10 protein-coding genes and 1 tRNA gene are annotated in these 14,139 nt (G+C 70.0%); 4 read left to right on the top strand and 7 right to left on the bottom strand.

Features of this window, described 5'->3' with window-relative positions:
* Positions 1-72: 72 nt before the first annotated feature.
* Positions 73-795 carry a class E sortase gene (locus ACFO3J_RS22375; protein WP_386431928.1) on the top strand — a complete coding sequence of 241 codons (723 nt, stop codon included), beginning with the start codon at positions 73-75 and terminating at the stop codon, positions 793-795.
* Between the two features lie 130 nt (positions 796-925).
* Here ACFO3J_RS22375 and pknB read toward each other — a convergent pair whose 3' ends face one another.
* From pknB to ACFO3J_RS22405, 6 genes are all read right to left on the bottom strand, one after another.
* Entirely contained in the window at positions 926-2,956 is a 2,031-nt protein-coding gene (gene pknB / locus ACFO3J_RS22380; RefSeq protein WP_386431930.1) for a Stk1 family PASTA domain-containing Ser/Thr kinase, read from the bottom strand.
* Between the two features lie 154 nt (positions 2,957-3,110).
* On the bottom strand, positions 3,111-4,571 hold the full coding sequence (locus tag ACFO3J_RS22385; protein ID WP_386431933.1) for a peptidoglycan D,D-transpeptidase FtsI family protein: 1,461 nt from the start codon (positions 4,569-4,571) through the stop codon (positions 3,111-3,113).
* Positions 4,568-5,965 carry an FtsW/RodA/SpoVE family cell cycle protein gene (locus ACFO3J_RS22390; protein WP_386431936.1) on the bottom strand — a complete coding sequence of 466 codons (1,398 nt, stop codon included), beginning with the start codon at positions 5,963-5,965 and terminating at the stop codon, positions 4,568-4,570. The genes ACFO3J_RS22385 and ACFO3J_RS22390 overlap by 4 nt, the downstream gene beginning before the upstream one ends.
* A 19-nt stretch (positions 5,966-5,984) precedes the next feature.
* Positions 5,985-7,523 carry a Stp1/IreP family PP2C-type Ser/Thr phosphatase gene (locus tag ACFO3J_RS22395; RefSeq protein WP_386431939.1) on the bottom strand — a complete coding sequence of 513 codons (1,539 nt, stop codon included), beginning with the start codon at positions 7,521-7,523 and terminating at the stop codon, positions 5,985-5,987.
* Between the two features lie 87 nt (positions 7,524-7,610).
* On the bottom strand, positions 7,611-8,129 hold the full coding sequence (locus tag ACFO3J_RS22400; protein ID WP_386431942.1) for an FHA domain-containing protein FhaB/FipA: 519 nt from the start codon (positions 8,127-8,129) through the stop codon (positions 7,611-7,613).
* 10 nt (positions 8,130-8,139) lie between these two features.
* Entirely contained in the window at positions 8,140-9,048 is a 909-nt protein-coding gene (locus ACFO3J_RS22405; protein ID WP_386431945.1) for an FhaA domain-containing protein, read from the bottom strand.
* A 495-nt stretch (positions 9,049-9,543) separates the two neighbouring features.
* Here ACFO3J_RS22405 and ACFO3J_RS22410 point away from each other — a divergent pair.
* From ACFO3J_RS22410 to ACFO3J_RS22420, 3 genes are all read left to right on the top strand, one after another.
* Positions 9,544-9,627: transfer RNA gene (locus ACFO3J_RS22410), tRNA-Leu, on the top strand.
* A 181-nt stretch (positions 9,628-9,808) separates the two neighbouring features.
* Complete coding sequence (locus tag ACFO3J_RS22415; RefSeq protein WP_386431948.1) at positions 9,809-10,375, top strand: helix-turn-helix transcriptional regulator; 567 nt, start codon at positions 9,809-9,811, stop codon at positions 10,373-10,375.
* A 142-nt stretch (positions 10,376-10,517) separates the two neighbouring features.
* On the top strand, positions 10,518-11,093 hold the full coding sequence (locus tag ACFO3J_RS22420; protein ID WP_386431951.1) for a TerD family protein: 576 nt from the start codon (positions 10,518-10,520) through the stop codon (positions 11,091-11,093).
* A gap of 101 nt (positions 11,094-11,194) precedes the next feature.
* On the opposite strand, the gene ACFO3J_RS22425 is transcribed toward ACFO3J_RS22420, so the two are convergent.
* On the bottom strand, positions 11,195-14,026 hold the full coding sequence (locus tag ACFO3J_RS22425) for an ATP-binding SpoIIE family protein phosphatase (protein WP_386431954.1): 2,832 nt from the start codon (positions 14,024-14,026) through the stop codon (positions 11,195-11,197).
* Positions 14,027-14,139: the final 113 nt, after the last annotated feature.

Consider the following 14,139-nt stretch of genomic DNA (forward strand, 5'->3'; position numbering starts at 1 on the left):
GGGAGCCGCACGGCCGGGCCCCACCGGTGACCCGGCCGCCACGAGTGACGCAGAGACGGAGAACGGAACAGCGTGACGAGCAGCAAGCCCGAGGGGCGGGGGCCCGTCGCGGCCACCATCAGCTTCATCGGCGAGATCCTGATCACCGCCGGACTCGTGCTGGCCCTCTTTGTCGTCTACTCCCTGTGGTGGACCAATGTCCTCGCCGACCGCCACGAGAAGCAGGCGGGGAACAAGGTCCGCCAGCAGTGGGCCCAGACCTCCACCGGCGGTCACGGCGCCGATGTCCCGGCCAGGGGACTGGACACCGCCGACGGCATCGGCTTCCTGCACGTCCCGGCGCTGGGCAAGAACTACGAGGTGCTGGTCAAGAAGGGCACCTCGACCAAGGTGCTCAACGAGGGCGTGGCCGGCTACTACACCGACCCGACCCCCGCCGCCATGCCCTGGGACACCGTAGGCAACTTCACCCTCGCCGCCCACCGCGACGGCCACGGCGCGAAGTTCCACAACATCGACAAGATCAGGACCGGCGACCCGATCGTCTTCGAGTCCAAGGACACCTGGTACGTCTACAAGGTCTACAAGATCCTCGACCAGACCTCGAAGTACAACGTCGCCGTCACCGACCAGGTCCCGAAGGAGTCCGGCAAGACCAAGCCGGGCCGCTACATCACCCTGACGACCTGCACCCCGGTCTACACCTCCCGCTACCGCTACATCGTCTGGGGCCAGCTGGTCCGCACGCAGAAGGTGGACCCGGCGCGGACACCGCCGGTGGAGCTGCGGTCGTAGCGGATCGCGGAAGCGGTCCGGGGGGACGGACGGCGACGGCGACGGCGACGGCGAGAAAGGGGGCGGCCCGCACATCATGTGCGGGCCGCCCCCTTCTCACGTGTGCCACCGAGCGCCGGTGGCGACCGGCTCAGCCGCCGCCCGGATTGCCCCCGCCACCGGGGTTGTTGCCCCCGCCGGGGTTGCCGCCGCCCGGGTTGCCGCCCATGGCGAAGAGCGTGATGTTCTGGCCTTCGTTGAGCGGGGTGTTGGGCGGCGGGTTGGTGCCGACGACGACCGCGTCGTCGGGCGCGTTGTTCACCGGCTGGACCTGGAGGTTGAGATTCAGGGCCTGCAGTTCCGCCCTGGCGTCCCCGACGGTCTTGCCCTGGAGATCACCGGGCATCGTCTGCTGCGGCGCCTGGGTCTGCGGACCGGACGAGAGGGTCAGCACGATCTGGGTGTCGAGCGGCTGGTCGCCCTGGTCGGGGGCCGGAGTCTGGCTGAGGACGCTGCCGGCCGGTACATCCGAGGAGGGCTGGTCCTGCGGCGCCTTGACGACATTGGTGAAGCCCGCGGCCGCGAGCTGCGTCTGCGCCTGGGCGAGCGGCTCCCGCTGGACGTTCGGAATCGGCTTCTGCTCCGGCGGCTCGGCGACCGTGAGGGTGACCGTGGCACCGGCGGCCAGCTTGGTGCCGGCCTCCGGCTTCATGGACAGCACGCTGTCCTTCGGATCCGTCGTGGTGGTCTTGATCTTCTCGACCACATTGAAGCCCTGGGCCACCAGCTGGGCCTTCGCGGCGTCGAACGGGTCGTTCGTGACGTCCGGCACCGCCTTCGGCGCCGGGCCCTTGGAAAGCGCGACCGTGATGGTCTTGTTGGGCGGGACGGGAGCGTCGGCCGCCGGGATCTGCTTGCAGATCGCGCCCTTGTCGACGTTGTCGCAGAAGGTGTCCGCGCTCGAAACGAGGGTGAGGTCGACATTGGCGGCCCTGGCCTTGGCATCGGCCAATGTCAGGCCGAGGAACCTCGGCACGGTGGCGCCGGCGCTGGGCGAGCCGCCGTCGAACAGCGCCTTGCCGAGGAAGATCGCACCCACCAGGACGAGGATGCCGGCGATGACCAGCAGCACCGTGGAAGTGTTGCTGCTCTTCTTCTGCCGGCGCCGGCCGGGGCGGTTGTCGTAGCCGTAACCGCCGTCGTCCTCGCGCATCGGCGGGAGCATCGAGGTGTGCTGGGCGTCCGGCTGGGACGGCAGCGCGGTGGTGGCGGCGCTGTCCCCGTAACCGTGGGACGGATAGCCGTAGCCCACCGAGCCCATCGCGGCGGCGGCGGCGACCGGCTGGCCGTCCAGGGCCGCCTCTATGTCGGCACGCATCTCGTCGGCCGACTGATAGCGGTAGTTCGGGTCCTTCGTCAGCGCCTTCAGGACGATCGCGTCCATCGTCGGCGTGACTTCCGGGTCGTAGATCGACGGCGGCTGCGGCTCTTCCCGTACGTGCTGGTAGGCGACGGCGACCGGTGAGTCGCCGATGAACGGCGGGCGTACGGTCAGCAGCTCGTAGAGCAGGCAGCCGGTGGAGTACAGGTCGGACCGGGCGTCGACCTGCTCACCCTTGGCCTGCTCGGGGGAGAGGTACTGGGCCGTACCTATGACGGCCGCGGTCTGCGTCATCGTCATGCCGGAGTCGCCCATGGCGCGGGCGATGCCGAAGTCCATGACCTTGACCTGGCCGGTCCGGGTCAGCATGACGTTGGCCGGCTTGATGTCGCGGTGGACGATGCCCGCGCGGTGGCTGTACTCCAGCGCCTGGAGGATGCCGACGGTCATCTCCATGGCCCGCTCGGGCAGCAGCTTGCGGCCGGAGTGCAGCAGCTCACGGAGGGTGGAGCCGTCCACGTACTCCATCACGATGTACGGAATGGAGACGCCGTCGACGTAGTCCTCGCCGGTGTCGTAGACGGCGACAATGGACGGGTGGTTGAGCGAGGCGGCCGACTGGGCCTCACGGCGGAACCGGGCTTGGAAGGACGGATCGCGGGCAAGATCCACCCGGAGCGTCTTCACGGCGACGGTACGGCCGAGCCGGGTGTCGTGGGCGAGATACACCTCGGCCATGCCACCGCGGCCGAGCACCGAGCCCAGCTCGTACCGGCCGCCGAGGCGACGCGGCTCTTCCATAGCTCTGCCCTCTCTCAAACCCGATCTTCAACCGAATCCGTTAACCATTGCCCTGTGCCTGCTCGGGCATACGCTACCGGGCGTACATGGTGCGACCGCGCCCTGGCCGCCCGCCGATACCTGACCGGTACCTGTCCGGGTCCGAGCTGGTTCCTCACTTGTTGAGGACGGCCTCCATCACCTTCTTGGCGATCGGCGCGGCCAGCCCGCCGCCGGTGATGTCGTCACGGTTGGCGGCGCCGTCCTCGACCACCACGGCCACCGCGACCGGCGAGCCCTGATCGGTCATGGCGTAGGACACGAACCAGGCGTACGGGCTCTTGTCGTTGTTGACGCCGTGCTGCGCGGTGCCGGTCTTGCCGCCGACGGTGACGCCGGGGATCTGGGCGTTGGTGCCGGTGCCGGAGCCGACCACGGTCTCCATCATCTTCTGCAGCTTCTGCGCGTTCTCCGGCGACAGCGGCTGGCTGAGCTTGCTGGGACTGGTCTGCGCGATGGTGCTGAGGTTGGGTGCCACCAGCTTGTCGACCTCGTACGGCTTCATCAGGGTGCCGTTGTTGGCGATCGCGCCGGCCACCATGGCCATCTGCAGCGGGGTGGCCGCGGTGTCGAACTGGCCGATGGAGGAGAGCGCCACCTGGTCCGGGCTCATCTTGGTGTCGAAGTTGCTGGCGTCGGCCCGGACCGGCACCAGCTGTTCCTTGTTGAAGCCGAACTGCTCGGCCTCGTCGACCATGGTCTTCAGGCCCATGTCGGCGCCGAGCTTGCCGAAGACCGTGTTGCAGGAGTACTTGAGGGCGTTGGTCAGCGTGGCGTTCTTGCAGGGGATGCTGCCCTCGTTGATCAGGTTGGTCCTGGTGTTCGGCAGCGTGTACGGGTCCGGGGAGTCGGTCGCCTTGTTCACATCGGTGATCGCGCCGGATTGCAGCGCCGCGGCGGCCGTGACCAGCTTGAACGTCGAACCCGGCGGGTAGGTCTGGCGCAGCGCCCGGTTCTGCATCGGGTCGTCCGCGTCGTTCTTCTGCTGGAGCCCCACCCAGTTCTTCTCGTCGGTGGTGGAGTTGCCGGCGATCGTCGAGGGGTCGTAGGACGGGGTGCTCGCCTCGGCGAGTATCGCGCCGGTCCGCGGGTCGAGCGCGACGACCGCGCCCTTCTTGCTGCCCAGGCCGTTGAAGGCGGCTTCCTGGGCCTTGGCGTTCAGGGTGGTGACGACGTTGCCACCCTGCTTCTGCTTACCGGTGAGCAGGTCGATGGTGCGGTTGAAGAACAGCCGGTCGTCGTTGCCGGTGAGGAACTTGTCGTCGACGCCCTCCAGGAAGGAGGTGCCGAACGCCTGCGAGGCGTGACCGGTCACCGGCGCCCACATCGGACCGTCGACGTAGGTCCGCTTGTACTTGAAGTCGCTGCCGGTGGTCGTGGTGTGGCCGGTGATCGCCTTGCCGTCGACGATGATGTCGCCGCGCGGCTGGGCGTACTGGTTGATGGCGACCCGGCGGTTGTGGGTGTCGCTGGAGAGCTGGCCGGCCTCGACGAACTGCACGTAGTTGACGCGCGCCAGCAGGGCGAGGACGAGCAGGCCGCAGAAGACCGCGACCCGTCGCAGGGGCTTGTTCACGGGCTGCGCACCACCTGGGTCGCTTCGGCGTCGGGGGAGGGGGCCGGGCTGGGCGCCGGCCGTCTGGCGGTGTCGCTGATCCGCAGCAGGATCGCGACGAGCGCCCAGTTGGCGATCACCGAGGAGCCACCCTGGGCGAGGAACGGCATCGTCATACCGGTCAGCGGGATGAGCCCGGTGACGCCGCCGGCCACCACGAACACCTGGAGCGCGAAGCCGCCGGACAGCCCGATGGCGAGCAGCTTGCCGAACGGGTCGCGGGCGGCCAGCGCGGTACGGATGCCGCGCTCGATCAGCAAGGCGTAGAGCAGCAGGACGGCCATCAGACCGGCCAGGCCCAGCTCCTCGCCGACGGTGGCGAGGATGTAGTCGCTCTTGGGGGCGATGCCGCCGATCAGCCGGGAGTAGCCCTGCCCGAGGCCGGAGCCGAAGATGCCGCCGGAACCGAAGGCGTACTGCGACTGCGCGGTCTCGGTGACCCCGCCGTGGTCGAGGGCCAGCGGGTGCAGCCAGTTCTGGACGCGGACCTGGACGTGCGGCTCGTAGGAGCCGACGGCGACCGCGCCGGCCGCGCTGAGCAGCAGACCGAAGACGATCCAGCTGGTCCGCTCGGTGGCGACGTAGAGCATGATCACGAAGAGGCCGAAGAAGAGCAGCGAGGTGCCGAGGTCGGTCTCGAAGACCAGGATCAGCATGCTCATGGCCCAGATGACCAGGATCGGGCCGAGGTCGCGGCCACGCGGCAGATACAGGCCCATGAAGCGGCGGCTGGCCAGCGCCAGGGCGTCCCGCTTGACCATCAGATAGCCGGCGAAGAAGACGGTGATGACGATCTTGGCGAACTCGCCGGGCTGCAGCGACCCGACGCCGGGGATGGTGACCCAGATCCGGGCGCCGAAGACCGGCGGGAAGAACACCGGCAGCACCAGCAGGATCATCGCCGCGAACATCGAGATGTAGGTGTACCGCTGGAGGATGCGGTGGTCCTTGAGGAAGACCAGCACGATCACGAACAGCGCCAGGCCCAGCGCCGACCACATCAGCTGCTTGGGGGCCATCGCGCCGCCCAGCGCGGGGGTGGTGATGGACGGTTCCTGGTCCAGCCGCCAGATCAGCACCAGGCCGAGGCCGTTGAGCAGGGTGGCGATCGGCAGCATCAGCGGGTCCGCGTACGGCGCGAACTTGCGCACCAGCAGATGCGCGCCGCCGGCCAGGACACCGAGGCCGACGCCGTAGCCGAGCAGGCCGGCCGGCACCGCGTCGTTCTTGGCCAGGCCCACGTTGATGTACGCGAAGACCGGGATGACCACGGCGAAGACGAGCAGCGCCAGCTCGGTGTTGCGGCGGTTGGGCGCGCCGATGGACGTGATGGTGGTGGTATTGCTGGCGCTCATGGCGAGCCGACCCCTCCTGCTACTGCTGGCCCGTACCGCATTCCCCGGCCAGGTTCTTCTCTTCCGGCGTCAGGGAGGGGGTGGGGGCGGTCGTCGGGGTGGGACTTGCGGTGGGCTTCTTCGTACCGGTCGTGGTGCCGGTCGTCGTACCGGTTGTGGCGCCGGGCTTCTTGCCGGTCGGCCCGGTGGCGCCGACCGAACCGCCGGTCTTGGGCGTGCTCGGCTTGGGGGGCGTGGCGGCCTTGATGTCGGCGACCTTCTTGCAGACGGTGGCCTGCTGGGCCAGCTCGTCCGCCTTGTCGTCGGCCTGCCCGAGGCTGCTGACCGCGATGGTGTCCTGGAGCCTGTTCTGCTGGTAGGTCGGCAGGTACTTGAGTTCGATGTCGGGACGGTCCTTGTGGACCTTCGACAGCTTCAGCCAGGCGAGTTTCTGGTCGATGCCCTGGTAGACGGCGACGTGATCGCCCTTGGCACCCACGTAGTACTGCGTCTGGGTCCAGGCGTAGGCGCCGTACACGCCGCCGCCGATCACCGCGAGAACGACCAGGCTGACCACGCTGCGCTTGATCCAGGGGTGGCCCTTGGCGGGCTTGTCGAAGTCGTCGTCGTCATAGCCGTTGAAGGTGCCGAGCACACCGCCGGCGGTCTCGTCGCCGCTGCCGGGCGGGCCGAAGGCGCCCGCCGGGCCGGCCTGGTGCGGGGTGCGGCCGAGTTCGGAGGCGCGGCCGGCCGGGGTCTGCAGGTGACGGGCGTCCTGGAGCGGCAGCTGGGTGTCGGCCACCGCGCCGACCACCACGGGGGTGTCATTGAGCTGGGCCGCCAGCGTGTCGCCGTCGTCGGTGTCGAGGACATCGGCGACGATGCACGTGATGTTGTCGGGCCCGCCGCCGCGCAGCGCGAGCTGGATCAGCTCCTGCACGGTCTCGTGCGGGGCCTGATAGCCGGCGAGGGTGTCTTCCAGGGTCTGGTGGCTGACCACTCCGGACAGACCGTCGGAGCAGATCAGATAGCGGTCGCCGACCCGCACCTCACGGATGGACAGGTCGGGCTCGACGTGTTCGCCGCTGCCCAGCGCGCGCATCAGCAGGGAGCGCTGCGGGTGGGTGGTGGCCTCTTCCTCGGTGATGCGGCCCTCGTCCACCAGCCGCTGCACCCAGGTGTGGTCCTGGGTGATCTGGGTCAGTACGCCGTCCCGGAGCAGGTAGGCGCGCGAGTCGCCGACGTGCACCAGGCCGAGGCGCTGACCCGTCCACAGCAGGGCGGTCAGGGTGGTGCCCATGCCCTCCAGTTGCGGGTCCTCCTGGACCATGTGCAGCAGCTGGTCGTTGGCCCGCTGCACCGCGGTACCCAATGAGGTGAGGATGTCGGAACCGGGGATGTCGTCGTCGAGGGTGACGATGGTGGAGATGACCTCGGAGGAGGCGACCTCACCGGCGGCCTGGCCGCCCATTCCGTCGGCGATCGCGAGCAGACGGGGGCCGGCGTAGCCGGAGTCCTCGTTCCCCTCGCGGATCATGCCCTTGTGCGAACCGGCGGCGAAACGCAGGCTCAGAGACATGCGTACCTCCCCCGTCGGCTCCGGGTACATCCGCACGCCGCCCACCCTCTCGCTCGCGTGTCGTGGCTCCGCTCGCCCATTGTCCGACTACTTCCGCAGCTCGATGACGGTCTTCCCGATGCGGATCGGCGCACCCAGCGGGACCGGTGTGGGCGTGGTCAGCCGGTTCCGGTCCAGATAGGTGCCGTTCGTGGATCCGAGATCCTCGACGATCCACTGGCCGTCGCGGTCCGGGTAGATCCTGGCATGCCTGCTGGACGCATAGTCGTCGTCGAGCACAATCGTGGAGTCGTGCGCCCGGCCCAGGGTGATGGTCTGGCCCTGGAGCGCGACCGTGGTGCCGGCCAGCGACCCCTCGGCGACCACCAGCTTGGTGGGTGCGCCGCGCCGCTGCCGGTTGCCCTGGGGCTGCTGGCGTGCGGGCGGCGGCGCCTGTTGCTGGCGCTGCTGCGGTGGACGGGACTGGGTGTCACCGCGGCGCGCGCCGCGCTGGGTCACCCGGGTCCCGAACAGGTCGCTGCGGATGACCTGGACTGCGACGATCACGAACAGCCACAGAACGGCGAGGAAACCCAACCGCATGACCGTCAGGGTCAGCTCTGACATTGCCCCCGCTTCACCCTTCGGCTTGCCGATACACGATGGTGGTGCTCCCCACGACGATGCGGGAGCCGTCGCGGAGCGTAGCGCGCTGGGTGTGCTGTCCGTCCACCACGATGCCGTTTGTGGACCCGAGGTCCTGGACGACGGAGGGCGTACCGACCCGGATCTCGGCGTGTTTGCGTGATACGCCCGGATCGTCCACCCGTACATCGGCCTCGGTGGACCGGCCGAGCACCAGGGTGGAGCGGGAGATCTGGTGGCGGGTTCCGTTGATCTCGATCCAGCGGCGAACGCTTGCCGCGGCGGAACCGGCCGGGTAGCCGGTGCCGGGAAGCCGGGTGACCGGGGCGGGACCGGCCGCCGGTCCGCCACCGCCCTGGGTGAGAGCGCCGGGAGGCGGCGCCGGGGGCATCGGCGGGGCGCTGACCGGGGCGATGCCCTGGCCGCCCTGCGGATAGGCCGGACGCTGCTGGTAGCCCGGCGGATTCTGCGGCTGGTACGCGGCCGGAGGCGGGCTCTGCTGCTGGTGCTGAGGGCTCTGGGACTCACTGGACGCCAGCGTGCGGCTGCGCACCCGGTACAGACCCGTGTCCAGGTCGTCGCCCCGCTCCAGATGGACCTTGACGGGGCCCATGAAGGTGTAGCGCTGCTGCTTGGCGTAGTCCTTGACCATGCCGGCCAGTTCGTCGCCGAGCTGGACCGCGTACGGGCTCAGCCGCTCGTAGTCGCCGGTGCTCAACTCCACGATGAAGTCGTTCGGCACCACGGTGCGTTCGCGGTTCCAGATCGTCGCGTTGTTGTCACACTCACGCTGCAGCGCGCCCGCGATCTCCACGGGCTGCACCTCGCTCTTGAACACCTTGGCGAAGGTCCCGTTCACCAGGCCCTCCAGTCGCTGCTCAAAGCGCTTCAGTACACCCACCGGGCACCTCCCTCCTCGGGGCCTTTCTTCGAGTCATTTCCGATACTGCTTACTGATCGTATCCACGCGTGGGAAAAACAGCTGGTTCCCCGAACTTGCTGGACAGGGCAGTGTCAACTCTCACACCGTGCCGTGTCTGCCGACCCCTGCCCACAGCGATGGTAGATGCGGCATCCGTCCTCGGTGCCCGGTTCATCGGTCCCCGTCCGGCCGTGTGCCCCATCCGTCGCCACCAGTGTCCCGCACCGCCACGCTCCTCCGTCCCGCCCTGCCCCGCCGCCCGGTCCGGCGGCCGCTCCGTCCGCCGCTCCGGCGCCCGGTCCGGTGCCTTCCGGGCACTCCGCTTCCTCGTACCCCCGCCTGCTCCGCTCAAGGCCAAACACATGTGATTCCACCCCGGACGGCGTGCTAATCTTCTGCATGTCGGGAGGCGCTCCCACACCAACAGGACCGGCCAGTCCGCCTCGTGTGCAAGAGCCAAACGACAACACCCATGCGCGGGTGGCGGAATAGGCAGACGCGCTGGATTCAGGTTCCAGTGCCCGAAAGGGCGTGGGGGTTCAACTCCCCCCTCGCGCACATAGTTGACAGAGCCCCTGTCCCGGAGAGATCCGGGACGGGGGTTTCTGTTTTTCCCGCTTCTCGGACCATGGTGGCGGTCGCCGCCGTGAAAGCCGCCCCCATGGTCATTCCAACTTCGACATGTCAAAGCTAGACCTTCCACTCTTGACCTGTCAAGAGTGGAAGGTAGGCTGTCCGCATGAGTCTTCGCCACGCGGTCCTCGGGCTGCTCGCCGAACGTCCCGCCAGCGGCTACGACCTGATGAAGCTGTTCGAGACCTCGCTCGCCAATGTCTGGCCCGCCACGCAGAGCCAGGTGTACGGAGAGCTGGGCAAGCTGGCCGCGTCCGGCCTGCTGACGGTGTCCGCGGAGGGCCCGCGCGGGCGGAAGGAGTACGCGATCACCGCCGAGGGCCTGGCGGAGCTGCGGCGCTGGCTGACGCAGACCGAGCCGGAGCGCCACCGCCGCAGCGAGACCCTCCTTCGGGTGTTCTTCCTCGGCGTCCTCACCCCGGTGGAGGCCACCGTGTATCTCGGTCTCGAAGCCGCCCACGCCGCGGCCGGCCATGCCGCGCTCGAAGAGCTGGACGCGTCGGTGTCCTGGGGGGACGACCCGGCGTCGCTCTATGGCCGGCTCGCCCTCGAGTACGGCGTGCGGCTCATGGTGATGCAAGAGGAGTGGGCGCGCTGGGCGGTGCGGCAGGTCGAGGCCGCGGAGCACTCGCTTTCCCGGCGCGCGCCCGATTCGGGAGAAAAGACCGATTAAGGGAGCGTCAAGCATTCGCCCCCGACGCGGGGAACGGTGGCACGCGGCGGGGAACCGGGGCAGGCTGGTGTCCGTTGGAGTCAATGGGCAAAGGAATCGTCAAATGGCGCGGCCCGCGCCGAACCGAGCAGGGAGATCCACCATGGGTGTCAGCCTCTCCAAGGGCGGCAATGTCTCGCTGACGAAGGAGGCCCCCGGACTCACGGCGGTCACCGTCGGCCTGGGCTGGGACGTACGCACCACCACCGGTGCGGACTTCGACCTCGACGCGAGCGCGTTGCTGCTGGACACGTCGGGCAAGGTCGTCTCGGACAAGCACTTCGTGTTCTTCAACAATCTCAAGAGCCCCGACGGGTCGGTCGAGCACACCGGTGACAACCTCACCGGTGAGGGCGAGGGCGACGACGAGGCGATCAAGGTGAGCCTGGCCACCGTCCCCGCCGATGTGGACAAGATCGTCTTTCCGGTCTCGATCTACGACGGCGAGACCCGGCAGCAGAGCTTCGGCCAGGTCCGCAACGCCTTCATCCGCGTCGTCAACCAGGCCGGCGGCGCCGAGATCGCCCGCTACGACCTCACCGAGGACGCCTCCACCGAGACCGCGATGGTCTTCGGCGAGCTCTACCGCAACGGCGCCGAGTGGAAGTTCCGCGCCGTCGGCCAGGGCTACGCCTCCGGGCTGCGCGGTATCGCGCAGGACTTCGGCGTCAACCTCTGACGCAGCGGACCGGGCGAGTGCGGCGGAGCCGCGACCACCGACGGAGACATCGTCGGCGGGTCGCGGCTCCGTGCGTTGCGCCTCCCGCGCCGCTGGACGCGTCAGGCGGTGGGCAGCGGGAGCTCGAACCAGACCACCTTGCCGACCGCCTTACGACTGGTCCCCCAGCGGCGGGACAGATGCGAGACCAGCGCCAGCCCGCGTCCCCGCTCGTCGTCGGCGTCGGCGCGCTGCAGATGGGGCAGGTTGTGGTTGTCGTCGCTGACCTCGACCAGCAGTTTGCCGACCCGCATCAGCCGTAGCTCCACCTCGTAGGACGCCGCCCTGATGGCATTGGTCACCAGCTCGCTGACCAGCAGCTCCGTCGTGTCGCTCAGCCGCTCCAGGCCCCACTGGGCGAGCTGGCGGCGGGTCAGCTCACGAGCCGCGGCCACCTCGCCGTTGTCCAGGCGCAGGGTCCAGCTCGCCACGTCCTGCGGCGCGATCCCCTCGAAGCGGGCGACGAGCAGCGCCACATCGTCCCTTCGGTCCTCGGAATGCACCCGGGCCAGGATCTGCGCGCACACGTCCTCGGGCGTCTGCTCCGGCTCGATCACGGTGGCGCACAGCGCGGCGAGTCCGGCGTCTATACCCTGACCGCGCACCTCCACCAGGCCGTCCGTGCACAGCACCAGCCAGCTGCCGTCCGGCACCAGGACCTCGACCGTCTCGAACGGCACTCCGCCCACCCCGATCGGCGCGCCGCCGGGGATCTCCAGCAGCTCGCTGTGCCCGTCGTAACCGGCCGACAGCACGGGCGGGATATGACCGGCGTTGGCCAGCGTCAGCGTTCTCAGGATCGGGTCGTAGACGGTGTACACACAGGTGGCGAGGTGTTCGGGGCTGAGCCGGTGGGCGAGGTTGTCGAGGTGGCGCAGCAGCTGCGCGGGCGGCAGGTCGAGGGCCGCCATGGTGATGACGGCGGTGCGGAACTGGCCCATCACCGCGGCTGCCTGGAGTCCGTGCCCCATCACGTCGCCGACGATCAGGGCGACCCGGCCGCCGGGCAGCTGGATCGCGTCGAACCAGTCGCCGCCGACCTGGGCCTGCCGGTCGCCGGGCATGTAGTGGTGGGCGATCCGGACACCGGGGATGCGGGGCGGCCGGGTCGGCATCATCGAGCGCTGCAGGGTGGCGGCGGCGCGCGACTCCTGGCGGTGCAGCCGGGCGTTGTCGATGTGCACGGCGCTGCGGGCCACCACTTCGGTGGCGGTGGCGGCGTCCCGTGCGTCGAACGGGCGGCGGCCGGGACCGCGCAGGAAGCACACCCGGCCGAGTACGGTGCCGCGCGCCGTGAGCGGCGCCACGATCATCGAGTGGCCGCCGAGCAGCGGTCCCAGCGCGGGCACGCCGAGGTCGACCGCGATGTCGTCGGCGAGGGTCGGGTCGACGACCGGTACCAGTACGGGGTCGCCCAGCCGCGGCACGATCTCGTCGGCGGACAGCATCAGCAGCTCGCCCTCGGGCAGCGCCGTCTCCCACACCCCGATCGGCCCCTCGTGCGCGATGGCGACCCGGCGGACCAGCACCTTCTGGCCGGGCCGGTCGTCGTTGGGCGGCTCGGTGTCGGAGAAGAGCTGGTCCACCACCAGCACGGCCGCGAAGTCGGCGAAGCGCGGGACGGTCACCGTGCACAGCTCGCGGGCCGTGGTGTGCAGATCGAGGGTGGAGCCGACCACTGCGCCGGTCTCGCGCAGCAGCGCCAGCTGCTCGTCGAGCGCGTTGCCCGCCACCGGGCGGCCGACCGGCGTGGCCTGCTGCGGGGACGCCGGGTCGCCGCGGCCGGGCGGCACGGTCGTGAAGGAGGGTGACGACCGCGGCGCCGAGAACGAGGCCACCGACGGCAGCGGCACCGCGGTGAGCGCCGAGGCACTGGACAGGTCGGCGACCGGCGACGCGGTGCCGCTGGTGGTGGGCCCGTGCGGGTGCGGGGGCGGCAGCAGTTCCCGGCGCACCGAGGGCGCGGCCGGCTGTGCGGCGACCGCGAACCTCGCGTAGTCGTGCGGAATGACCGGCAGCCGTGTCCCTCCCTCGACTTCGAGACCGGGATGTCCGAGCGGTGCGATCTGCCGTACGAGGCGGTCCAGCCGGCCGGGGCTGACACCGGGCAGCACGCCGACCAGCCGGGCGGCCATCGCCTGACCCCGCGCTGGGTCCGCGGCGGGGGTCAGCACGGCGGCGACCGAGATGTCCTGCCGCTGCGGACCCTCCGCGGTGTAGGGCAGCAGCCGGCCGCCGAGGGCGACCCGCAGGCCGCCGGTCCGCAGCGGTTTGGCATGCGTCGCGATGGCGAGCAGGCTCCGGCCGCCGGGCTCGACGATCCGGTACGTCCACCACAGGACGTCCTTGAGGACGCCGTCCCGGTCGGTGGCCGCCAGCGCGCCGGCCCAGGCCGGGTTGGTGAGGTCGTCCAAGAGGTCGAGAGTGTCCTGGTGCTGCGCCGCCGACCGTACGGCGGCGGTGGCGGCGATCGGGGGCGTCGCCGAGAGCAGTCCGGAGGCGCGGTGGCCGAAGACGCCTTCCCAGCGGTGCCCGAAGAGTTCCTCCGCGCCGCGGTTCCAGTACGAGATGCGGCCGTCGGGGTCGACACAGAGCACGGCGAGGCGCACCAGCGCGGCCACTCCCGGTACGGGCTCGGCCGGCCCGTACGGCGGCGCGGCCGGTGCCGGTACGGAGGCGACGGCCTGCCCCGTTGTGGGCGAGGGGGCGGAAACGCGCCGGGGCGCGGATCGGCCGTTGCCGGACGGGCTCCGCCGCTGCTCGTGCGAGCCGTTCCCCGCCGGGAGGCCGGGCTGCTCGTGCGGCTCGGGCTCTTCGCGGTGGTCAGGGCCGACCGGACGGTCGGTGTGACGCTCTGCGTCGGGGACTGCGGCCTGCCGGGTGATCTCATCCAACGTCGTGCACCTGCGGTTCGGCGCTGAGTAGGGTTTCGGGTCCAGGCAAGCACGAAACCCTGGGCAGAGTCGACCGCATTCCCCGATTTCCCCTCCGCAGTGGGATGATGACG

The sequence above is a fragment of the Streptomyces polygonati genome (assembly GCF_042650325.1).
GTDB lineage: Bacteria > Actinomycetota > Actinomycetes > Streptomycetales > Streptomycetaceae > Actinacidiphila > Actinacidiphila polygonati.